16 protein-coding genes, 1 rRNA gene and 1 pseudogene are annotated in these 21,917 nt (G+C 61.2%); 11 read left to right on the top strand and 7 right to left on the bottom strand.

Annotated elements, in window-relative coordinates; genetic code table 11:
- A 5S ribosomal RNA gene (rrf, locus tag ACQKEK_RS22325) occupies nucleotides 1–93 on the top strand; the annotation flags it as partial.
- 577 nt (nucleotides 94–670) lie between these two features.
- Here rrf and mksF read toward each other — a convergent pair.
- The 3 genes from mksF to mksB form a co-directional block, all read right to left on the bottom strand.
- Nucleotides 671–3,520, bottom strand: coding sequence for an Mks condensin complex protein MksF (gene mksF, locus ACQKEK_RS22320; protein ID WP_499144366.1), 2,850 nt, complete (start codon nucleotides 3,518–3,520; stop codon nucleotides 671–673).
- Nucleotides 3,517–4,203 (bottom strand): Mks condensin complex protein MksE, encoded by a 687-nt coding sequence (gene mksE, locus ACQKEK_RS22315; protein WP_499144365.1) that lies wholly within the window; start codon nucleotides 4,201–4,203, stop codon nucleotides 3,517–3,519. Before mksE ends, mksF begins: the two co-directional genes overlap by 4 nt.
- A gap of 98 nt (nucleotides 4,204–4,301) precedes the next feature.
- Nucleotides 4,302–5,543 (bottom strand): Mks condensin complex protein MksB, encoded by a 1,242-nt coding sequence (gene mksB, locus ACQKEK_RS22310; RefSeq protein WP_499144364.1) that lies wholly within the window; start codon nucleotides 5,541–5,543, stop codon nucleotides 4,302–4,304.
- A gap of 319 nt (nucleotides 5,544–5,862) precedes the next feature.
- Here mksB and ACQKEK_RS22305 point away from each other — a divergent pair, with 319 nt between their 5' ends.
- From ACQKEK_RS22305 to rimI, 5 genes are all read left to right on the top strand, one after another.
- Entirely contained in the window at nucleotides 5,863–6,960 is a 1,098-nt protein-coding gene (locus ACQKEK_RS22305; RefSeq protein WP_128121757.1) for a carboxynorspermidine decarboxylase, read from the top strand.
- A gap of 28 nt (nucleotides 6,961–6,988) precedes the next feature.
- Entirely contained in the window at nucleotides 6,989–8,227 is a 1,239-nt protein-coding gene (locus ACQKEK_RS22300; RefSeq protein WP_499144363.1) for a saccharopine dehydrogenase family protein, read from the top strand.
- A 344-nt stretch (nucleotides 8,228–8,571) separates the two neighbouring features.
- On the top strand, nucleotides 8,572–10,119 hold the full coding sequence (locus ACQKEK_RS22295) for a 2-isopropylmalate synthase (RefSeq protein ID WP_499144362.1): 1,548 nt from the start codon (nucleotides 8,572–8,574) through the stop codon (nucleotides 10,117–10,119).
- On the top strand, nucleotides 10,116–10,970 hold the full coding sequence (locus tag ACQKEK_RS22290) for an energy transducer TonB (RefSeq protein ID WP_499144361.1): 855 nt from the start codon (nucleotides 10,116–10,118) through the stop codon (nucleotides 10,968–10,970). The genes ACQKEK_RS22295 and ACQKEK_RS22290 overlap by 4 nt, the downstream gene beginning before the upstream one ends.
- Nucleotides 10,963–11,415 (top strand): ribosomal protein S18-alanine N-acetyltransferase, encoded by a 453-nt coding sequence (gene rimI / locus ACQKEK_RS22285; RefSeq protein ID WP_045424930.1) that lies wholly within the window; start codon nucleotides 10,963–10,965, stop codon nucleotides 11,413–11,415. Before ACQKEK_RS22290 ends, rimI begins: the two co-directional genes overlap by 8 nt.
- 106 nt (nucleotides 11,416–11,521) lie before the next feature.
- On the opposite strand, the gene ACQKEK_RS22280 is transcribed toward rimI, so the two are convergent.
- On the bottom strand, nucleotides 11,522–12,064 hold the full coding sequence (locus ACQKEK_RS22280) for a hypothetical protein (RefSeq protein ID WP_499144360.1): 543 nt from the start codon (nucleotides 12,062–12,064) through the stop codon (nucleotides 11,522–11,524).
- Between the two features lie 184 nt (nucleotides 12,065–12,248).
- On the opposite strand from ACQKEK_RS22280, the gene otsB reads away from it, so the two are divergent.
- From otsB to ACQKEK_RS22260, 4 genes are all read left to right on the top strand, one after another.
- A complete protein-coding gene (otsB, locus tag ACQKEK_RS22275; protein ID WP_499144359.1) occupies nucleotides 12,249–13,025 on the top strand; it encodes a trehalose-phosphatase in 777 nt (258 codons plus the stop codon).
- 12 nt (nucleotides 13,026–13,037) lie between these two features.
- Nucleotides 13,038–14,447 carry an alpha,alpha-trehalose-phosphate synthase (UDP-forming) gene (gene otsA / locus ACQKEK_RS22270; RefSeq protein WP_046162639.1) on the top strand — a complete coding sequence of 470 codons (1,410 nt, stop codon included), beginning with the start codon at nucleotides 13,038–13,040 and terminating at the stop codon, nucleotides 14,445–14,447.
- Between the two features lie 80 nt (nucleotides 14,448–14,527).
- Nucleotides 14,528–15,175, top strand: coding sequence for a carbonate dehydratase (can, locus tag ACQKEK_RS22265; RefSeq protein ID WP_046162638.1), 648 nt, complete (start codon nucleotides 14,528–14,530; stop codon nucleotides 15,173–15,175).
- Nucleotides 15,175–16,110, top strand: coding sequence for a DMT family transporter (locus tag ACQKEK_RS22260; RefSeq protein WP_499144358.1), 936 nt, complete (start codon nucleotides 15,175–15,177; stop codon nucleotides 16,108–16,110). The genes can and ACQKEK_RS22260 overlap by 1 nt, the downstream gene beginning before the upstream one ends.
- A gap of 152 nt (nucleotides 16,111–16,262) precedes the next feature.
- On the opposite strand, the gene ACQKEK_RS22255 is transcribed toward ACQKEK_RS22260, so the two are convergent.
- Nucleotides 16,263–16,655, bottom strand: coding sequence for a VOC family protein (locus tag ACQKEK_RS22255; protein WP_200637327.1), 393 nt, complete (start codon nucleotides 16,653–16,655; stop codon nucleotides 16,263–16,265).
- Between the two features lie 394 nt (nucleotides 16,656–17,049).
- Nucleotides 17,050–18,024, bottom strand: a pseudogene (gene acuI / locus ACQKEK_RS22250) (acrylyl-CoA reductase (NADPH)).
- Nucleotides 18,025–18,450: 426 nt separating this feature from the next.
- Here acuI and ACQKEK_RS22245 point away from each other — a divergent pair.
- Complete coding sequence (locus tag ACQKEK_RS22245; RefSeq protein WP_499144357.1) at nucleotides 18,451–20,364, top strand: sigma-54-dependent Fis family transcriptional regulator; 1,914 nt, start codon at nucleotides 18,451–18,453, stop codon at nucleotides 20,362–20,364.
- A 100-nt stretch (nucleotides 20,365–20,464) separates the two neighbouring features.
- On the opposite strand, the gene aldA is transcribed toward ACQKEK_RS22245, so the two are convergent.
- On the bottom strand, nucleotides 20,465–21,901 hold the full coding sequence (gene aldA, locus ACQKEK_RS22240; protein WP_499144356.1) for an aldehyde dehydrogenase: 1,437 nt from the start codon (nucleotides 21,899–21,901) through the stop codon (nucleotides 20,465–20,467).
- Between the last annotated feature and the right edge of the window lie 16 nt (nucleotides 21,902–21,917).

Raw genomic sequence — 21,917 nt, 5'->3', positions numbered from 1 at the left:
ACCACCTGATCCCATCCCGAACTCAGTAGTGAAACGACGCATCGCCGATGGTAGTGTGGGGTTTCCCCATGTGAGAGTAGGTCATCGTCAAGCTTCTACACCAAACCCCCGATCTTCGTAAGAGGACCGGGGGTTTGTCTTTGGGGCGGGAAACAGACTGGACCTTCGCACCATTGTCGACCCCATAAGGTCCTGTAGCTCGCTGCCACTGCGTTCAGAACTCGCTCGGAACTGGCGAGCCATCGTGGGCCTGACATCAAATGATTCGCCTCGACAGACTAGGTGAGGCAGTCTGCCCGGAAGCGTCAGATGTCGAAGACTCACGCTGCGGGGCAGGCGCAATCATCATGATGCTGGGAACTATTTGGATCGGTATGTGCTAGCCGGCGGTTCTAAATCTGAGCGATCTGCGCTGTGCGAGCTGTATAGCATTTGTGAAGGCTCACGCCGAGGCGTAGCTGGAAAGCACCGCTGCGTAAGGTAAACGCGATCCGAGACATCGGGCGGCTGACGTTATCGCCTATCCGGTCAATGCGTAGCCGTAGCGGTTGTACTAGCCGCGCAGCTCAACATGTAAGCGCTCTCCCTAAAAGGCGGTACAGCGGAGGAGTTTGAAGCTGAACTAACCAGCTCGCACCATTGGTAGGCTGGTTAGTTCCCGGTCTTGTGCTCAGCTGACTGGCTCGAGTTCTTTAGTAGGTCTTTGAGCAGCTGCGACGTCAAATGTCTCGGACCGCTCACGACGCTTGATGAACTTCCAGTCCGCCTCGTCGATGTAGATCCCGCTCGGGCCGCTGCCGCCCTCCAGGTCGATAGCTACGTGTGCTGAGACCTGTGGCTTAACCGAGGCGAGGATCGGCACGAAGCCAAGCTGCAAGCTGGTTTCGATCAGCGCCTGCTGGTTGCGCTCGTCGATATCAGCAGCTTCGTCCAGGTAGTAGGGCAGACGAATGCGCCCTGCTTGTTCGCGATCCATCAGGTGCAGCAGCAGGTACATGTTGGTCAGCGCTTTGATGGTCATGGTCGTGCCGTTGGACGCCGCGCCATCGATGTCGGTATGAATCACCGGCTGGCCGCCAACCTTGGTGATTTCGAAAGCCAGCTCGAAAAGATCTTTCAGGCCGAGCTGATTGTTGTTGGCAGCAACCAAGCGTGCCAGGTACTCCTTGGCTTCCTCGTTCTTGCTGTCCTGCTCGCTGCTTTGCTGCAGGTCGAAAACTGAGAGCGTCTCGCCTTGCTCGTATTGTCCGGCGCTGTGGATGATCTGGTCGATGTGCTTAAGCGCATCCTTGTTCGGTGCCAGCACGATGCGGAAGCTTTCGAGGTTGGATACCTGGCGCTTGTTAATTTCGCGGTTGAACAGCGCCAGCTGATGTTCAAGGCTGTCGTAGTCGCTGCGGATATTGCGCAGGGTGCGGGCAATGTCGGTAACCGCGGCGCGGCGCGCCTTGGCGAGTGTGAGGGCTTCGTCCTGGCGATGCGCGTAGGCGTTAACCAACAGCTGCAGCCGGCGCTCCGGATCCTCTTCACTGTCGAACTTGGCGACGCCCTTGAGGCGAACCTGCGCATAGAGCGCTTCGATCTGCCCGTCGACGCGCTGCAGCGCTTGCCAGCTGTCCTGATAGTCGTTGAGCAGTGGTTGCAGGTTGTCCAGCGAATCGTCGACTGGGTCCATGAATGGCGTACCAAAGGGCAAATCTGCAGGTAGCAGCTGGCGACGACGAAGCGCGTCTTCTAGCGTGCGCTCCTTGGCTTCCAGATCCGCCAGCTGACGGCCGACCAGTTGCAGCTTTGCCGACAGGTGCTGGACGCGTTCGGTAAAGGCATCGCTGGTTCGCTTGAGCTCGTCTTGCGCCGCCTCCGCCTGCGCCAGCTGCTCGAGCTTGCTGCCTTCCTCGGTTGACAGCGTCTGGCAGCGACGGAAATCTTCCAGCGCTTTCTGCGAATCGAGGACCTGCTGGTAGAGTTGTTCGGCCTGGGCCTTGCTGGCGGCCCGGTCGACTGCCACTGAGTGCTGCGCCTTCAGCTGCTTCAGCTCTCGCTCGAGGCGGTCTTTCTGGTCACGCAGAGCAGCACGGTCGGCCAACGCCTGAAGGGCCGGTGGTTCGATATGCGAAAGGTCGATGGAGACGCCCGGCGCTTCGAATCGCTCGCCCTTAAAGCCGTTCAGGACCGCTTCGAGTGATTTGACCCATGCCTCGCCATCATCCAGCGCGATGCCTTTGTCCCCTAGCGGCAGGCTGAACAGCTGCCTGTTGAACAGCCGCATCAGGCGATCAACGTCCGCTTGTGAGAACTCCTCGCGCAGGCGCGAATAGCTGTTGTTGTCGGCATGGTCCAGTTGCTGTCGGACCGACTTGAGGCGTTGCTCCAGATCGCGCATGCGCTCGTCCAAATCTTCGCTGGAGAACTGGCGGGACTGGGATAGCGCCCCAGCCAGCTCGTCGTGGGCATCTTTGGCGGCGAGCAGCTGCTGTTCCAATACACGGGCATCGTCGATCAGGGCGAAACGGTTCTTCAATACGGACAGTTCTCCCAACCAGCGCTGGATCTCGCTGATTTCGCGCTCCAGGCGCATCAGCTCGGCCGTGCCGCCACGCTGTTCGTTCTGCAGGCCGTCCTGCTCGCGGCGATAGTGCTCCGCCTGGATCACCAGTTCCTCCTTGCGCGCGCCGGCATAGTCCTGCCAGGTGCCCAGCAGCGAGTCGAGCAAAGGAGACAGGCGATGCAGCTTGCCGCGCAGCAGTTCACGCTGGGCCACGCCCGCAGCCAGGGCCTCGACCAGCGGACCGGCCGCTACTAGGGCTTGGTAGTCCTGCTCCATGCGGCGTACGTCGCGGAAGGCTTCCTCTGTGGCGGCAATGTAGTCGACGCTGCCGGAGCGCAGGCTGTGCTCGAATGCATCGAGGAATAGCTGCTTGAGCTTGGCTGCGGTGATCTCGCGCATATGCAGCAGGTTGATGAACAACGCGCGGAAGGTTTTGAGGCTCTGCTCGCTGGTCGAACGCAGAGGGATGAGCGTCATGTCCAGCGGAATTGCGGTGTGGCCACCGACTAGCAGCCGCCGCAGCTCGTCCGGCTTGGCCTCGTAGGCCTTGATGCCTGCCCGTTCAAGATTGGCGAACAGCTCGCGTTGGCGCAGGCAGGTACCGTTCTGCTGGTAGTGATCGAGGTCCAGCGAGCCTTGGTAGACGAAGAACTGGTGGCCGAAGCCGCCACCCGGACCGCGGCCGGCAACGCCGATCACATGAGGACCGTGGGGCAGGGCGACTTCGACGAGGATGTAGCTGGTGTCGCTGGCAAAGTAGAACTTGCGCGACTGCTCGAGGCTGTATTTGCCGAAGCTCATGTCCGACATGCGCGCCAGAATCGGGAACTGCAATGCGTTGATCGAGGCGGACTTGCCGAGGTTGTTCGCACCGTAGACCGACAGCGGCGTTTCCAGTGGAAAGATGCCGAGGCTATAACCCGCAGTGTTCAGTAGGGCGAAGCGGCGGATACCGTAGCGTTCCTGGCTCATGCTTCAAGCTCCTTTTCTGCAGCGATGGCACGCGCCAGCGCGTCTTCTTCGGATTCATCTTCCGCATAGTCCAAGAGGATGATCTCGTCTTCTTCCTCCTCAGCGATCAGCTGTGGCGCTGGAAGCGAGAGATCACTGCTGTGCAGGCTCGCTGCCAGGTCGCGGTCCTGCTGGACGGACAGGCAGACGTCGAGGAAGCGGTGCATGGGCGGCAGGAAGCGGTAGATCCCATTGCTGTCTTCGGTAAAACCCAGTTGAGTTAGGCGGCGGATGACCTTCTCCTCCAGCTCGTCCTGGGACGTCACTTCAGCCTGCAGAAACAGGTCCCGGTACTTGTCCAATAACGCCGGCAGTTCATCCCGGCCCAGGGTGCCCCCGTCCAGCACCGCGAGGGGATCGCGGCCCTGATCAGCCAAGTGCTCGACCAGAATGAAGGTAAACAGCGCCAGTCGCTGTGCGGTCTTGTTGACCTGTGCGCCCATCTGCTCGGGGACAAAATAGTAGAAGCCGCGAGGATCGCAGACCAGTTCGAAGCCGAGCGCCTTGAACAGAGCGCGGTAGTGGTCCTGCATGCTGGACAGCTGGGCGTAGCACTCCGGCTCGCTGCGCGACAGGTGATAGCCCTTGAAGAGTTCGCGGAAAATCGGCGCCAGCTGGGTCATTTCTTTCAGATCAATGTTCATACGCAACTCAGTCAATCATCGTGTGAGCAGGCACGAGGCGCTTTTCACGAAAAGGAATCGAATCGGGGCGGGCAATAGATCGCCAAAGGGGCGCGACCTCAACCATCGGAATTGGCCAGCAGTGCAAAGGAGCTAAGGCTGACCTGATGCTCACGGGTCAGGTACTCGCGCCGCTCCAGGCGGTCGCGTTGAAAGCGCGCATCGCGGGACAGCCGTGAGAACCAGTAGAGCAGCTCATCGGTCGCGCCATCCGGCTCCTGCTCCAACAGCCATTGCATCAGGTCCGGCAGAGGCAGCGCCTGTTCGCAGCGGTCGAGCATCTCCCGTGCGGTCAGTGGCGACCGCGGTGCGTCGGTCTTGCGCTTGCTGCCCGCGCGGGGGAACTGCGCCGGTTTCGGCTCGAAGCGGGCCAGGGCGTAGACGTAGGCCTCAACCTGGCTGGCCGAGCCGAGAAAGGTGCTCTGTGGCCGGGTGAACAATGGCAGTGAGGCCCGCGGCACCGCGTCCAGTCCTTTCTTGCGAATGGCTGACAAGGCCAGCGCGGCGCCTCGCGTCACCGCATTGTGCCGGCGCGCCTCTTCGCGCAAGGGCAGCAGCAGCTCGCGTGCGTGACGCAGGGTGAGCTGGGCGGTGCTTTGCATTTCCAGAATTCGCGCATGAGTGCGCAGCAACAGGTCGTCGTCAACCAGCTGGCCAAGCCGTTGTTGCTCGCCGAGCAGCTTCATGAGCACCTGCTCGACGCGGTAAACGCCCTGTTCGAAGGCGCCGTCAGCAGCGACCAATTGAATCATCGGCTCTACGTATTCATCCCAGGTCGCCAGGACCTCGGCGTAACGCTGACGTAATGGAATTTGCCGGTCACTGGTCTTGGCCCGATCGGCGACACCGATGAGCGCCTGTTCGTCGTTGGCGAGCTTTTTCAGCACGTCACGTACGCGCATGTCGAGCAGGCGCAACTGGCGGGCGAGATCCTGCCCGTCACGGATTTCGAAGGCATCTTGGATGTGTCCGGCCAGGCGTTCGAGATGGCGCAGGTACGCTTCGATTTCCAGGCACAGGCCAAGTCGGTGTTCGCGGCGCAGGTAGGCGAGGAAGTCGTGAATCTGCGCGTTGAGCTCGAAGCGGTTCGGGCTCTTCGCCACCGGGACCAATATGTCCAGGCGAATCCATTGATCGAGCAGGGCCGTGATGTCGGTGGGCGTTCCTTCCGGCAGTTGCGCAGCGAGCTGATGACGAAGTTCGATCAGGCTCAGGGTGCCGGCATCGAAGCGCTCGCACAGCGGCTCGAGCAATGTCCAGTGTTCGGCAAGGGCGCGCAATACGCGCTTGGGTTCGATCATCGAGGCGCCAATCCAGCCATGAAAAAAGGCGCAAATTGTACTGCATCACTGCTGGGGTGATGGCAGACGGAGACGACCGGATGCGCCCTGATCGGCATTTAGATCAGCAAACAGGACCGTTCATCCGGACGTCATCAATCACAGGTAGCGTGCGGCGCATTGCTGCCGTTCACCGATTTGATCGCGACCGAACATCATGAAAGTCGACGAAGTGTCGAAATGCTATTTCGATATGCGTTAGTTACCGGCACAATTCGCCCTTTTTTCCAAACGGGAAGCGGTCGGCTTCCTGTCGGCGACCTTTTCGGGGCACGCACACATGATCAAGACGCCGTATTACCTCATCGATAAACAGAAACTGCTGGGCAATCTGGAAAAGATTGCATATGTACGCGAGCAGTCCGGCGCCAAGGCGCTGCTGGCGCTCAAGTGCTTCGCCACCTGGTCGGTTTTCGACTTGATGCAGCAGTACATGGACGGTACTACTTCGTCGTCACTGTACGAACTCAAGCTTGGCCGGCAGAAGTTCGCCGGGGAAGCTCATGCTTACAGCGTGGCTTGGGCCGACGATGAAATTGAAGAGATGGTCGCTAACTGCGACAAGATCATCTTCAACTCCATCGGCCAACTCGAGCGCTTCGAGGCCGCCACCGAAGGCACCATTCGGGGTTTGCGAGTGAACCCCCAGGTCAGCAGCTCCGACTACCTGCTCGCTGATCCGGCACGCCCGTTCAGCCGCCTTGGCGAGTGGGACCCAGAGAAAATCGCCGCGGTCATGGGCAAGATCTCCGGCTTCATGTTCCACAACAACTGTGAGAACGGCAGCTTCGAGCTGTTCGACAAGATGCTCACCACGATTGAGGAGCGCTTCGGCCCTCTGCTTGAACAGGTCGAGTGGGTCAGCCTCGGCGGCGGAATCCACTTCACCGGGGAGGGCTACCCACTCGATGCGTTCTGCGCTCGCCTGAAGGCCTTCTCCGAAAAGTATGGCGTGCAGGTCTACCTGGAGCCGGGCGAAGCGGCGATCACCCTCAGTTCCTCGCTGGAAGTGACTGTGCTCGACACCCTGTACAACGGCAAGAATCTTGCGGTGGTCGACAGCTCGATCGAGGCGCATATGCTCGATCTGCTGATCTACCGCCTCAACGCCAAGATGGCTCCTAACGACGGCGAGCACAGCTACATGGTCTGCGGCAAATCCTGTCTGGCTGGCGATATCTTCGGCGAGTACCAATTCGATCGTCCGCTGACCATCGGCGATCGGCTGTCGTTTATCGACGCAGCGGGTTACACAATGGTCAAGAAAAACTGGTTCAACGGTCTGAAAATGCCGTCCATCGTTGTAAAGCAGCTCGACGGCAGCGTCGAGGTGGTTCGCGAATTCAACTTTGACGATTACCTGTCCAGCCTTTCCTGAGGCAGCGGCTTAAGGAGTGACAAAACAATTGAAGAAAAACGTTCTTATCATTGGTGCAGGAGGTGTCGCCAAGGTGGTGGCCCATAAGTGCGCGCAGCACAACGACGAACTCGGTCGTATTGCTATCGCGTCGCGCAGCATCTCCAAATGCCAGGCCATCATCGACAGCGTGCAGGCCAAGGGCGGATTGAAACAGCCCGGTGAGATCAAGGCCTACGTGCTGGACGCCCTGGACGTAGAAGCGACCAAGGCGATGATCAGCGAAACTGAATCGCAGATCGTCATCAATGTGGGTTCAGCCTTCCTGAACATGGCCGTACTGCGCGCGTGTATCGACACCGGCGCCGCGTATCTCGACACGGCTATCCATGAAGAGCCGAACAAGATTTGCGAAACCCCGCCGTGGTATGGCAACTACGAGTGGAAGCACCTGGCCGAATGCCAGGAAAAGGGCGTCACCGCCATTCTGGGCGCTGGCTTCGATCCGGGCGTGGTCAATGCTTACGCCGCTCTGGCGCAGCAGGAGCACTTCGACACCATCGAGTCGATCGACATCCTGGACGTCAATGCCGGTTCGCACGGCAAATATTTCGCGACCAACTTCGACCCGGAAATAAACTTCCGCGAATTCACCGGTCAGGTCTACAGCTGGCAGAACAGCCAGTGGACGACCAACACCATGTTCGAGGTCAAGCGCACCGACGACCTGCCGGTCGTGGGCGAGCAGAGCCTCTACCTGACCGGCCATGACGAGGTGCATTCGCTCTCCAAGCACCTCGGCGTACCGAACGTACGTTTCTGGATGAGCTTCGGTGATCACTACATCAATGTCTTCACCGTGCTCAAGAACCTCGGCCTGCTTTCCGAGCAGCCGGTCCGCACAGCCGAGGGCCTGGAAGTAGTGCCGCTCAAGGTGGTGAAGGCCGTACTGCCCGATCCCGCTTCGCTGGCGCCTGGCTACACCGGCAAGACCTGCATCGGCGATCTCATCAAAGGCACCAAAGACGGCCAGCCGCGCGAGCTGTTCATCTACAACGTGGCCGACCATGAAGAGGCCTACGCCGAGACGGACAGTCAGGGCATTTCCTACACCGCTGGCGTGCCGCCGGTCGCCGCCGCGCTGCTGGTAGCGCGCGGAGAGTGGGATGCGCAGCGGATGGTTAACGTCGAGCAATTGCCGGCGCAGCCATTCCTCAAACTGCTCGACGCGATGGGCCTGCCCACGCGGATTAAGGACGAGCACGGCGACCGCGCTTGGGATCAATAAGCCAGCCACGAGCTACACGAACGAAAGGCTCCGCTGCTTCAGCAGCGGGGCCTTTTTTGCTTTGAGGGCTGTGGTGGATATAAAGCAACATTCGCTCTACGGGCCAAGGCGGGCGTTTCGGCTTTCGTAGAGTGGAAAACCGCGAAGCGTTTTCCACTGACGTTCCCCCCGCGGTTGGTGAAAAAGCTCCGGCGTTTTCCACCCGATGCTGCTTACGGTGGATGTAAAAAACGACATCCACTCTACGAATGCAGCTGTGCCTTCCCGGCTTGTTCATTTCACGCGACAATCCACCGTCTACAAGCGCCCCCTCAGAGGCGCTCGGCAGCCGTGAGGATTTGACTATGAGCAGCAACGACCGCGTCATCATCTTCGACACTACCCTGCGAGACGGTGAGCAGAGTCCCGGCGCTTCTATGACCGGCGAAGAAAAGCTGCGCATCGCCAAGGCCCTCGAGCGGCTGAAAGTGGACGTGATTGAGGCCGGCTTCGCCATCGCCAGCCCGGGCGACTTCGCCGCGGTCAAAGCGGTGGCGGATCACATCAAGGACAGCACCGTCTGTAGTCTGGCCCGTGCCGTGGATGCGGACATCGAGCGCGCCGCCGAAGCGCTGGCCGGCGCCAACTCCGGTCGCATCCACACCTTTATCGCCACCAGCCCGATCCATATGCAATACAAGCTGCGCATGCAGCCGGATCAGGTGGTCGAGCAGGCCGTACGTGCGGTGACCAAGGCGCGTAATCTCTGCGCTGATGTGGAGTTCTCGTGCGAGGACGCCGGCCGCTCGGAAATCGATTTCCTCTGCCGCATCATCGAAGCGGCCATCGACGCTGGCGCGCGCACCATCAACATTCCAGACACGGTCGGCTACGCCATCCCGCACCAATATGCGGAGACCATCCGCCAGCTGCTCGAGCGCGTTCCCAACGCGGACAAAGCCGTCTTCTCCGTTCACTGCCACAACGACCTGGGCCTTGCGGTGGCCAACTCGCTGGCGGCGGTCGTCGCGGGGGCTCGGCAGGTCGAGTGCACCATAAACGGCCTGGGCGAGCGCGCTGGTAACGCCGCGCTGGAAGAGATCGTCATGGCGATCAAGACGCGTCAGGACCTGCTCGACGTGCACACCCGGATCGAGACCGAGCACATTCTCAGCGCCTCGCGCCTGGTATCCGGCATTACGGGCTTCCCAGTGCAGCCGAACAAGGCCATCGTCGGTGCCAACGCCTTTGCTCATGAATCCGGCATCCATCAGGATGGCGTGCTCAAGCACCGCGAAACCTATGAAATCATGTCCGCGCAGTCGGTCGGCTGGAACGCCAACAAGATGGTCATGGGCAAGCACTCTGGACGCGCCGCCTTTCGCGCGCGGCTTGAGGAACTGGGTATCGTTTTGCCGGGCGAAGGCGAGCTGAACGCGGCCTTTGCGCGCTTCAAGGAGCTGGCCGACAAGAAGCACGAGATTTTCGACGAGGATTTGCAGGCACTGGTTTCTGACACCCTGGCCGAGGACGTGCACGAGCATTTCAAGCTGGTGACGCTGGAAGTGGCGAGCAAGACTGGCGAGGTGCCGGACGCCAAGCTCGTGCTGAACGTGGATGGCAACGAGCAGGCTGCGTCAGCGCAGGGTTCTGGGCCGGTCGACGCAACCTTCAAAGCCATTGAGTCGGTGGCCAACTCGGGCGCCACGCTGCAGCTCTACTCGGTCAACGCAATCACCAAGGGCACCGATTCTCAAGGCGAGGTCACGGTGCGGCTGGAGAGGGGCGGACGTATCGTCAACGGCAACGGTGCCGATACCGATATCGTCGTGGCCTCGGCCAAGGCCTACCTCAACGCGCTGAACCTGATGCAGGTTGGCGCCAAGGCTCATCCACAGGTGACCGGGGTTTGATTACCGAAAGCCGGCGTCGAGCCTTCCTCAACGCCATGCAGATCACCACCTGGCTGCCACGAGCCGAACTGCCCTTTGCCGCGCCTTCGCGCCCAGAGCTGTTGCAAATAGTCGAGACGGTATCCGAGCCCGCGCCAGTCGTCGAGCTTCGACCAACGCCACAGCCGAGCCGCAGCACAGCGCCCGAGCCGGCTGCGACGGCGACGGCTGCTTCGGCGAGTCCGGCCGCAGATGCGGTTCGCTCGGTCATGCCACGCATCGCCGTGCCCGAGCCGAAAAAACCTGCGGCGAAGGCCCGCGAAGCGCAGGTGGTTGCCGCCGAGCAGAAAGCCGCCGTACCGCCCCCTCGCTTCGCCTTGCAGCTGCTGCGTGCCGGCAATGTGCTGTTGCTGGTCGAGCTGCCGACGGGTGAGTCTTTCCAGAGCCGCGATCCTGCTTACATCCTGCTCAAGGACTTGTTGCGTGCTGCCAGACTACCGGACAGCCCACAGCAGGTTGGAGACGGTGAGCCGATTCGCTGGCCGCTGCTCCATCGCGGCAGCCTCGATCAGGGCGGCGAAGCTGCACGTGACTACGTGCAGGGCGTGGTCGCTGCCGAGTTGGAACAAATGGGTTGTGCCTGCCTCTGGCTGATCGGCTCGCCTGCGCTGCGGTTTGCTGGCGAAGTCGAGGCGGACGCCTGCTATCGCGAGCTGACAATCGAAGGCTTAGGCGTTGCGTTGACGATGCCGGGGCTCGAGCAGTTGATGGAGCAGCCCGGCAGCAAGGCGCAGCTGTGGCGAGCCATGCGCCGCAGCATGCCGCGCTGGGTGATCGGTTTGAGTGGATCCACGAGTAGTGTTCATGAGTGATGCAGTGAGCTTCCGCCCGATGACCGCGGCTGATATCGAAACCGTTCTGAAAATCGAATACGCCGCCTTCAGCCACCCCTGGACCCGCGGCATCTTCACCGATGCGCTCACCGCCTATGAGTGCTGGGTGATGTTCGAGGGCGAGCAGCAGGTCGGCCACGGCGTGATCAACGTCATCCTCGATGAGGCGCATCTGCTCAACATCACTGTCAAACCACAGAGCCAGGGTCACGGGCTTGGCTTGCGACTGCTGGAACACCTGATGCAGCGTGCTCAGGAGCGTGGCGGTCGCGAATGCTTCCTTGAAGTGCGTGCGAGCAACACCTCGGCTTATCGCTTGTATGAGCGTTATGGCTTCAATGAGGTGGGGCGTCGCCGTGGGTACTATCCATCTGCCGAAGGGCGGGAGGATGCGCTGGTAATGGCCTGTACGCTGATCGACTGATCAAGCGAAGGTCTGACGCAAGAAGGCCCGACTCGAAAGAGCCGGGCCTTCTTCTTTATCGTCGCCATACATCCGTTGCGTACGGCAGACAGCCGGTTGCGTGAGGCTACTGTCCTGGCGCCTTGTCCCGGCCAGAGTCCAGCGGGGCGTCACCGCCTAGTTCGTTGTCATCCATCACATCGTCATTTTCGTGTAGTACAGCGTCACCGCCGCCGAGTCCGGTGTCCGGATCGCCATCTGCCGGGCCGTCCCAGGGTTTACCGTCCAGTGGGTCGGAGCGGCCCTCTTCGGCCTCGTCCAGGTCCACATCGGCTCCGATGCGATGCTCCGAAACTTCACTCAGATCCTGGTCGGCCGGCCCGCCATGGCCCGGCTCGTGTGGCGAGCGGGAGCCGTCGTCAGGTATGAGCGTTTCCGGCGCCATGTCGTCCATCGTCGTCTGGCCGCCTGGCACCTCGCCCGTTGTCATTCCAGCTTCGGCGACTCGCTCCGGCGGGAACTCGTTCTCGCGTTCTTCGGCAGGAACTTCATCCCCGATGCGGCCTTTACGGTCGTCCCGATGCTGGTCGAAATCGAGCTGTTCGATTGAACCCATGCGGTCCTCGGTAGTGTCGATTTCCGTTGGGGTGTAAGGCTTGGAATCGTTCATGACAACCTCCTGCTAGAACTCTGGTCTTGCAGTTTGTGACCCGGTGACGATGTGAAGATTCAGGCCGGCCGCTGGCCGGTTCTGCCTTTATGAACCAAGCTGCAGTGGCCGTGCATCTTGAACTACAGGCAGCGGCCGCGATAAAAAACGCGAACCACCACCGTTGATCGGGGGTCCCAGTTACATGAGTAAACAATATGATCAACCCGAGCTAGAGGCTCGGAGCTGCGCTTTTTTCTTCGATGTTGATGGCACGCTCGCTGATATCCAACAGCGCCCTGAACTCGTTTTCATCCCCCCTCGTTCACTGGCGGCACTGGAACAGCTGAGCGCCAATGGCATTCCTGTTGCGGTCGTGTCGGGCCGGCCGATCAGCCAGCTCGATGCGCTGCTCACGCCTTTGCAACTGCCCGCTGCCGGCGTGCACGGCGCCGAGCGTCGTACCGCTACCGGCGAGTTGCAAAACCTGACCCTCGATAATGACGTGTTCGACGCCATCCAGCGCGAGTTGGCGCAAGCATGTGCTGAGCATCCTGGCCTGACGCTGGAGAACAAGGGCGTCGCCTTTGCGCTGCATTTCCGCCTGGCTCCTGAGCTTGAAGAGATAGCGCGCGGCGTGGCCGAAGATTTCGTGGCCCGTTATGGTGAGGTGCTGGCGCTACAGCCGGGCAAGTGTGTGTTCGAACTCAAGCCGCGTGGCGCCAGTAAGGGTGAGGTCATTCGGACTTTCATGCAGGAGGCGCCTTTTGCCGGACGGACACCCGTCTTCATTGGCGATGACCTGACCGATGAGGCAGGCTTCACGGTGGTCAACGAACTGGGCGGGGTCTCGATCAAGGTGGGCACAGGTCCGACCGAAGCCATGCAGCGGCTGGCGTCAGTAGAAGCCGTCGCCGTCTGGCTCGACGGATTGCAGAGCACGCTGTCCGAGCCGCAGCAACATCCAATAAAACCAGACTGAAGCGAGAACTACATGAGCCGACTAGTAGTGGTTTCCAACCGTGTAGCGCCGATCAAGGCGGGGAAGGTCGCTGCTGGCGGGCTTGCAGTTGGCGTTCACGACGCATTGCGCCAGGCCGGCGGTATCTGGTTTGGCTGGAATGGCGATGTAAGCAGCACCCCGCAAACCCGAACCGAGACCGTCGGTAATATCACCTACGCCACGATGGGCCTCACCAAGCAGGATTACGACCAGTATTACCGTGGATTTTCCAATGCCACGCTGTGGCCGATCTTTCACTACAGGATCGACCTGGCGCGGTACAACCGGCAGGAGTACGAAGGTTACAGACGGGTCAACGCGATGCTGGCGGAGAAACTGAAACCGCTGCTCGAACCTGACGACATCATTTGGATCCACGACTATCACCTGATTCCCTTCGCCGAAGCTTGCCGCCAGCTCGGCATCCGCAACCGCATCGGTTTCTTCCTTCACATTCCGTTCCCGCCGCCGGAAATCCTGACCGTCATTCCGCCGCACAATGAGTTGCTGAAAACACTTTGCTTTTACGACCTCATCGGCTTCCAGACGGAAACGGATCGGCTCGCCTTCCAGGACTACATGACCCGCGAAGTGCGGGGAATCCTTGAGTCCGATGGGAGCCTGACCGCGTATGGTCAGAATTTCCGCGCCGGGGTGTATCCCATCGGCGTGGTCCCGGATGAGATCCAGACGCTCGCCGAGTCCTACAAAGGCCGAAGCAAGCCCATGCGGCGCACCACGGACGTCGATCGCAAGAAGATCATCAGCGTGGACCGGCTGGATTATTCCAAGGGCCTGGTCGAGCGGTTCAAGGCGTACGAAGCGTTCCTGGACCGATACCCGGAGCATCGTCGCGCCGTCGAGTTCATCCAGATCGCGCCGACGTCGCGTTCGGACGTAAAGACCTATCAACATATTCGTCAGCAGCTGGAAAGCGCAGCGGGCCACATCAATGGCTGGCTGTCGGACCTGGACTGGACGCCCCTGCATTACCTCAACAAAAGCCATGATCGGAAAGCCCTGATGGGGTTGTTCCGCCAGTCCGACATCGGCTTCGTCACCCCGCTGCGCGACGGTATGAACCTGGTCGCCAAGGAATTCGTCGCGTCTCAGGACCCCGAAGATCCTGGCGTGCTGGTGCTATCGCGCTTCGCTGGCGCTGCCCGCGAGCTGACCTCAGCGCTGATCATCAACCCCTACGATTGCATCGGCATGGCCGAGGCGCTGGATCGGGCGATGCGTATGTCGCTCACCGAGCGCAAGGATCGCTACGAGCACATGATGCGGGCAATACGCGCCGCTGACCTGGACGCCTGGCGCGACAATTTCCTGCGCGACCTGCGCGCCTTTTCCTCCCGCCCGAGAGCTGAGGTCCCTTCGAATCCGCTGTTCACGGTCTAATGCTGTGACGCACCGGTCTGCGTGCTTGTCAAAACGCCGACCGGTTCGTAACGTGCGTGTCGGAATGGAAGGGGCAGGCGATGAGCAACGAGCTTCAACAGTTATTCGAGAACAATGCGCGCTGGGCTGAAGCGATCATCGAAGAAGACCCTACTTTTTTCACCAAACTGGCCAAGCAGCAGCTGCCGGAGTATCTCTGGATCGGCTGTTCCGACGCCCGCGTGCCTGCCAATGAGATTGTCGGCCTGCTGCCCGGCGATCTCTTCGTTCACCGCAACGTCGCTAACGTCGTGCTGCACACCGACCTCAATTGCCTATCGGTGATTCAGTACGCGGTGGATGTGCTCAAGGTGAAACACATCCTCGTCACCGGTCATTACGGCTGCGGAGGTGTTCGCGCTTCGATGCGTGACGATCAGCTAGGCCTGATCGACGGCTGGCTGCGCACCATCCGCGATCTGTATTACGAACACCGCGAGCACATCGCCAGCTTCCCCACCGAAGAAGCACAGGTGGATCGCCTCTGTGAGCTCAACGTCATCCAGCAGGTGGCCAACGTCAGCCACACCAACATCGTCCAGAATGCCTGGCATCGCGATCAACCGCTGTCCGTTCACGGTTGCATCTACGGCATCAAAGACGGCATCTGGAAGAACCTCAACGTTACGATCAGCGGTCTTGATCAACTGCCGCCGCAGTACCGCCTCCGCACGCGCCGGCCGGTCTGATGGACGGGCGTCAGGGATGGGCTTTCGCTGGCCTGCTGCTCGCTGTGCTCTGCTGGAGTGGCAACGCGCTGGTGGCGCGCGCCTTTCATGATGCTATACCGCCGCTGACCTTGTCGTTCTGGCGCTGGGTGCTGGCGACCTGCCTGTTGCTGCCGTTCGTAGCGCGCTCCATCTGGACACACAGGGCCACGCTACGCGCCGCGGGTTGGCGGCTGCCAGTGATCGCCGCATTGGGCATCAGCAGCTACAACTCATTGCTGTACTCCGCGGCGCAAAGCACCGAGGCCATCAATCTCACCCTGGTCAACACCTGCCTGCCCCTGTTCACCTTCATCGGCGGCGGCCTGCTGTTGGGCGAATGGCCCGCGCGTCGCGCCTGGTTCGGCATGGCCATCGCCGCGTGCGGGCTGGTCTACCTCATCAGCCGCGGCAGCTGGGATGCGTTCACTCATTTGGCCTTCAAGGCCGGCGATCTCATCATGCTCGCAGCGGTTCTGGTATGGGCGCTGTACACCCTGTCATTGAGACGTTGGAGCGGCTTCCTCCAGGTTCCGCCCTTGACACTGCTAGGCGTGCTGATGGCAATCGGTACGCCGTTTATCCTGCCGTTCTACCTGTTCGAGCTCAGTCATGTCGGCGGTTTCGAACCAAGCACGATCAACCTTTCCGTCATCGCCTATACCGCGGTCTTCGCGTCGCTGGTGGCTTACCTTTCCTGGAATCACGGCGTCAAAACCGTTGGCGCGGCGAAAGCGGCGATGGCGACCTACCTGATGCCGGTATTCACCGCCATTCTCGGCTGGCTGCTATTAGGGGAGGGCTTGCAGCTATTTCATTGGATCGGTGGCGGACTGATTTTTGCCGGTTTGCTGCTGGCGACTCAGGTTAGGGCAGGTAGCCCGCTCTTAAGTCAGGCGAAACAAAGCCCGCGCTAGCGGGTTCGCTTAAGGCCTGCCAGGGAACTTGTGCGTCTGGATGGAGGGCCCCGGAACGCAGCCGTCTTGTTAGCGTTCATGCGCCGCAGCCGGGGTGCAGCGCATAGACGTTCAACGGTGGCGCCGCTCTTGGTTGTGCGGTGCAGTGCAGATTATGGCGCGCGGTAGATGGCGCACAGCTTGTTGCCGTCAGGGTCGCGCACATAGCCCAGGTGCATCGGGCCTAGGCTGCTTTCGCGCAGCCCCGGTGGATCTTCGCAAGTTGTGCCGCCATGGGCCACACCGATGTCGTGGAACGCCTGGACCTGCTCGGCCGAATTGCACTTGAAACCAATCGTGCCGCCATTGGCGACCGTCGCTTCTTCACCGTTGATGGGCTCGGTAACACCGAAGAGGCTGCCATCGTGTCGGTAGAAGAGGCGGGTGTGCCCAGTAGGCCCGGTGTTACGGATCGGCTCGCCTGCGCCGAGTAGGCCGAGCACGGCATCGTAGAACCGCTTTGACCGTTCAATATCATTCGAACCGACCATTACATGGTTGAGCATGAGGGCCTCGCTAAGTGGGGTTGGTTGTGCGGCTGTGGACGAGCAATGTAGCACCGGCATGAAGCGGGACGTCAACGGGGTTCTGGGGGATCAACGGCGGCTCGGGTTGATCCCACTTTTGTTCGCTGAGCGCGCCCGGTTGTTGGCTGGCTTGGGTCGTCTTTCTCGGCCACGTTCCAAGCCAAGCGAATTCAGTCCGAGCGGCTGGATTTGCTGCCCTCGCCGGAGGTGGGTCGTCATCCCGGTTGGGCTCGCGCCGCGGGACCGCCGGCAGGAACGAATAGCTGGCAAGAGCGCTGCGCATCCACGGCAGTCAACTCTTGGCGCAGCTAAAAGGTGGCGGCTCCGTTATGAAAAATACGATCTGTAAATGGTGAGGGCAGTTATCTGGTGCTCACCGGTTTACATCAACCACCACACGCCCCCGGACTCTGCCTTCGAGTAACTCCTGTGCAACCGGTATGGCTTCACTCAGGCCAATTTCATTGGTTTTTTTCATCTAATATCGATAGGTCAGGTCGGTGCACAGGCGGCCCCAGGCCTCCACACGTTCCTTGTAGGGACGGGTGACACTATTGATGCCAATCAGACTAACCCCACGCAGAATGAAGGGCGCCACGGTCGCTGGGAAGTCCAAACCTTGGGCCAAACCGCACGCAGCGACCACCCCGTCTGCGCGTGTGCCTGCGCATACGTTGGCCACGTGTGGCTGCCTACTGAGTCGATCGCCGCAGCCCAACGCTCTTTTGCCAAAGCACGCCCGGGATTGGACAATTCATTCCGATCAATGATGGATGTTGCGCCCAAGCGCTTGAGGTAATCAGCTTCGGCCGGACGCCCCGTAGCTGCAATGACCGAATAACCTTTACGCGCTAACAGCGCGATGGCAAAGCTGCCAACTCCGCCATTGGCGCCTGTAACCAGCACGCTCCGGCGTCACACCTTGGCGTTCCAGCGCTAACAGGCACAGCATTGCTGTGTAGCCTGCGGTTCCGATTGCCATTGCCTGGCGTTCGCTCAATGTCTCGGGCAACGGGATCAGCCATTCCGCTCGTAGCTTGGCCTTCTGAGCCAACCCGCCCCAGTGCCCTTCGCCCACACCCCAGCCGTTAAGCAGGACCCGGTCGCCGATCCTGTAGTGAGGGTTGCTGCTGGCTTCCACGGTTCCGGCCAGATCAATACCGGGCACCATCGGAAACTGACGCACAACTGGACTGCCACCGCTGATGGCTAGCCCATCCTTGTAATTCAGCGTGCTGTAGGCCACCCGAACGGTTACATCACCTTCAGGGAGCTGCGCTTCATCAAGGTCAGTCAAGCGAGCCCGATAAGCCTCTGCATCTTTTTCAATAAGAATTGCCTTGAACATCATCAGCTCCTCATTTAGACCGATCGTCTCAAATGTCAATTGAGAATGTGACGCCAATATTCGTATTTCCTGATTAGGGCTAGTTTCGTTGGTTTTTTTCGACGGGCTGCTTTTGGATATGGCAGCAACTCAGCACTGCTTACTGCCGAGGTCGTTCTGCGTAAGCGCTTCGCGCAACCAAGAGGTGAAAGAGATATTTCTGGGCTGACTGTCCGCTTCTAGGCCGATATCTGCTCCTCCCCAGCGACAACACGCAAGCCTCTCAGCGCCACGAAGCTCAATCAACGAAACGGGCACCTTGAAGACCGCAACCTGGCAGGCGGCGGCCCGGCCTGGATTGGCCGTGCTAGGCTTGGTTTTGGCTGCTCCACGGCCGATACGAACAATTACGCAAGGCCCGACTCGGCGCCTTGTCTGGAGTCCCACATGAACGCGCGTCCGCCATCAGAGCTTTCAACCGAACTCTCTGCATTTGTTGCCACGCACTTTGCCGACCGAGGATCCAACCCGGATCGGCTGATTGCCGAATCCTGGTACCGCAGTGTTCACGAGCACGGGCTCGACCCGGCTCAACCTGCCGCCCACGTTCAGCTTGAGCATCACGAGATCCGTCTGCATCAGGAAGAGCACCATGACTTTCTGGCCATCGCGAGCCAGGGCATGGAAGGGCTGTCGCGGCGTCTGAATCCTGCCGGGTTCGCGGTGCTGCTCAGTGACCGCCGCGGTATCACGCTCGACGCGCGGCTGCCCGGGCAGTACAGCCCCTATGCGGATTCGGGCCTGTTGGTCGGCAGTTGCTGGGACGAGTCGCTGGTAGGCACCAACGGCATCGGCACGGGGCTGGCAGCGGGCCAGCCGCTGATCATCCACCGGGACGAGCACTTTCTCAGCAGCAACGCCATGTTGAGTTGCTCGGTGGCGCCGCTGTTCGATCCACAGGGTGCGTTGCTGGGCTGTCTCAATGCCTCGTGCCTCAACAGTGGCGGGCCGAAGCAGGCGCAGTACCTGACGCTCCAGTTGGTGGGCCTGTACGCCCGGCTCATCGAAAACGCCAGTTTCCACCAGCGCTATGCCACTTGCGCCATGCTGACTCTGGGCGGCGATGCCGGTGACCTGGGCAATGAGCGCTTGCTGGCGCTCGATGCGGCAGGCCGGATCCTCGGCGCCAATCGCGCCGCCTTCATGGCCGCAGGCCATGGGAACGCGCTGTTGGGGGAGGCGGTTCAGGATGTCCTGTCAACGTCACTGGATGAGCTGATCACCCTGACGCACGGTGGCCAGCGCAGCGCATCGTTACGGCTGGAGGGCGGGTCCGCGCTGGAGGTCACGCTACGTATGCCGTCGACCCCCGCGCCGCGCGCCAGAAGCGAGCGCGGCCTGAACGTCATTCCGGTAGAGCCTACGCTTGAAGACTTGGCCGGGGAGGATCCAGGCCTGCAACGCTGCGTCCTAAAGCTGCGGCGCGTGCTCGATCGGGATATTTCATTGCTGCTGACCGGCGAGACCGGCACCGGCAAGGAAGCCTTCGCGCGGGCGATCCATCAGGGCAGCGTGCGCGCCAAGGGGCCCTTCGTGGCGCTCAACTGCGCGGCGATTCCGGAGTCGCTGATCGAGAGCGAGCTGTTCGGCTATCGCGCCGGGACCTTTACCGGCGCCAGCCGACAGGGGATGAAGGGCAAGCTGGAACAGGCGAATGGCGGGACCTTGTTCCTCGACGAAATTGGCGATATGCCGGCCCACCTGCAGACGCGGTTGCTGCGCGTGCTGGCCGAGCGGGAGCTGGTGCCGCTGGGCGCCGCAACGCCGGTGTCGCTGAATGTGCAGTTGGTCTGCGCGACGCACCGTGACCTGCCCACCATGGTGGCCGCAGGCGAATTTCGTGAGGACCTGTATTACCGACTCAACGGTTTGACGGTCAGGCTGCCCGCTTTGCGCGACCGGGCGGATCGCGCCGGGCTAATCCGTCGCGTTCTAGGACGCGAGGCCGGTGATGAAAAGGTCGAGCTGACCTCCGAGGCGATGGAGCGGCTGGCCGATTACCGATGGCCCGGCAACGTGCGGCAGCTGATCAACGTGCTGCGCTGTGCCGTCGCGCTGGCTGACGATGTGGTGATCGGTCTCGATTGCCTGCCGCCAGAGATCATGGCGGTACTGGCAGAGCGGTCATCCGTTGCGCAGTCGCTGGAGACGACCCGCGACGCTGCCGAAGCGGCCCATTTGCAAGCGACACTCGAACAGCACGGCGGCAACGTTACGTCAGCGGCTCGTTCTCTCGGCATCAACCGCGCCACTCTGTATCGCAAGCTCCACCGTCACGGACTCACCGCGCCGCGCAGGTGACGCTGCGCTGGCGACTCGGTAGTTTCGGTGGGCTGGCCGATTGCCTCGGCCGAATAACAAGAACCCCGCCGGGGCGGGGTTCTTGGTCACCTCAGGTCACTCAGCTCTGTATGTACACAGCATGGGTATGCGTGTACTCGTACAGCCCGTGCTTGCCATCGGCGCCTCCGATGCCGGACTTGCGCACTCCGGCGTGGTAGCCCTGCATCGCTTCGAAGTTCTCGCGGTTGATGTAGGTCTCGCCAAAGTCCAGCCCAGCGGCCGCCTTCATTGCGGCGGAGAGATCGCGGGTGTAGATGGATGAGGTGAGGCCGTACTCGCAGTCGTTGGCCAGGGCGATGGCTTCGTCCAGGTCGTCGATGATCTGCACCGGCAGCACCGGGCCGAAGACTTCCTTGCGCATGATCTCCATGTCGTGCGAACAGTTGGCGAGCAGCGTCGGCTGGTAGTGGAAGCCGTTGCCCAGGTCCGCCACGGCACCGCCCGTAATCAGCTGCGCGCCCTGGCTCTGGGCGGTGCGCACCATCTGCTCGACCTTGCGCAACCCGGCCTCGTTGATCAGCGGGCCCATTTCAACGTCCGCCTGGGCGATCGGGTCGCCATAGCGTGTCTCGGCCAGGGCGCTGGCGATACGCTCGATGAACTGCTCGGCCACGCCGCGCTGGACGTAGACGCGCTCGGCGCAGTTGCAGACCTGCCCGGTGTTGATGATGCGCGAGGCGCGGATGGCGGTGACGGCTAGGTCCAGGTCCGCGTCGTTCATCACGATTGCCGGGGCCTTGCCGCCCAGCTCCAGGTTGAGCTTGGTGACGTTCTGCGCCGCGGCGGCCATGATCCGTTGGCCAGTACCGACGCTGCCGGTAAAGCTGATCATGTCAATCTTGTCGCTGGTGGTCAGGGCGCTGCCGACGCCCGCGCCGCTGCCGCAGACCACGTTGAACACGCCTTTGGGCAGGTCGGTCTCGGCCACCAGTTTGGCGAATTCGAAGCAGTTGTTCGGCGTCTCCTCGCTGGGCTTGATGACAATGGTGTTGCCCGTCACCAGCGCGGGCGCCATCTTCCGGGCGATCAGGAAGAAGGGGAAGTTCCACGGCAGGATACCGGCCACCACGCCCAGCGGCTTGCGGAACAGGAAGATGTTCTCGCCCGGGCGGTCGCTGGTAATGATCTCGCCTTCGATGCGGCGCGCCCACTCGGCCATGTAGTCGAGGTAATCGGCGGTGAAGTTGACTTCCACCAGCGCCAGGCTCTGGATCTTGCCGCCTTCCTCGGTGATGACCCGGGCCAGGCGTTCGGCGTTCTGGCGGATCTTGCTGGCGATGGTGCGCAGGTGGCCGGCGCGCTCGATGGCGGGCTTCTGGCTCCAGGCTTTCTGCGCAGCGCGAGCAGCAGCTATGGCGCGTTCGGCCGTGGCGGCGTCGGACTCGGGCACGCGGGAAAGCACCGCGCCGGTGGCCGGATTGCGCACCTCGATGTGGTTGTCGCAGGCGACGAAGGCGCCGTTAATGTAGTTCTGGTAGGTGATTGGATCAGTCATGTCGGTCTCCTGAGGG

Source organism: Pseudomonas sp. NPDC077408, assembly GCF_050269105.1.
Classification (GTDB): domain Bacteria; phylum Pseudomonadota; class Gammaproteobacteria; order Pseudomonadales; family Pseudomonadaceae; genus Stutzerimonas.
Note: the sequence above shows the minus strand (reverse complement) of the source record. Positions and strands in the feature narration are given on the sequence as shown.

Bases quoted from the DNA above. Each gene is read 5' to 3' on its own strand.
- mksF (WP_499144366.1), bottom strand. From the start codon at position 3,520: ATGAGCCAGGAACGCTACGGTATCCGCCGCTTCGCCCTACTGAACACT.
- mksE (WP_499144365.1), bottom strand. From the start codon at position 4,203: ATGAACATTGATCTGAAAGAAATGACCCAGCTGGCGCCGATTTTCCGC.
- mksB (WP_499144364.1), bottom strand. From the start codon at position 5,543: ATGATCGAACCCAAGCGCGTATTGCGCGCCCTTGCCGAACACTGGACA.
- ACQKEK_RS22305 (WP_128121757.1), top strand. From the start codon at position 5,863: ATGATCAAGACGCCGTATTACCTCATCGATAAACAGAAACTGCTGGGC.
- ACQKEK_RS22295 (WP_499144362.1), top strand. From the start codon at position 8,572: ATGAGCAGCAACGACCGCGTCATCATCTTCGACACTACCCTGCGAGAC.
- rimI (WP_045424930.1), top strand. From the start codon at position 10,963: ATGAGTGATGCAGTGAGCTTCCGCCCGATGACCGCGGCTGATATCGAA.
- ACQKEK_RS22280 (WP_499144360.1), bottom strand. From the start codon at position 12,064: ATGAACGATTCCAAGCCTTACACCCCAACGGAAATCGACACTACCGAG.
- otsB (WP_499144359.1), top strand. From the start codon at position 12,249: ATGAGTAAACAATATGATCAACCCGAGCTAGAGGCTCGGAGCTGCGCT.
- otsA (WP_046162639.1), top strand. From the start codon at position 13,038: ATGAGCCGACTAGTAGTGGTTTCCAACCGTGTAGCGCCGATCAAGGCG.
- can (WP_046162638.1), top strand. From the start codon at position 14,528: ATGAGCAACGAGCTTCAACAGTTATTCGAGAACAATGCGCGCTGGGCT.
- ACQKEK_RS22260 (WP_499144358.1), top strand. From the start codon at position 15,175: ATGGACGGGCGTCAGGGATGGGCTTTCGCTGGCCTGCTGCTCGCTGTG.
- ACQKEK_RS22255 (WP_200637327.1), bottom strand. From the start codon at position 16,655: ATGCTCAACCATGTAATGGTCGGTTCGAATGATATTGAACGGTCAAAG.
- ACQKEK_RS22245 (WP_499144357.1), top strand. From the start codon at position 18,451: ATGAACGCGCGTCCGCCATCAGAGCTTTCAACCGAACTCTCTGCATTT.
- aldA (WP_499144356.1), bottom strand. From the start codon at position 21,901: ATGACTGATCCAATCACCTACCAGAACTACATTAACGGCGCCTTCGTC.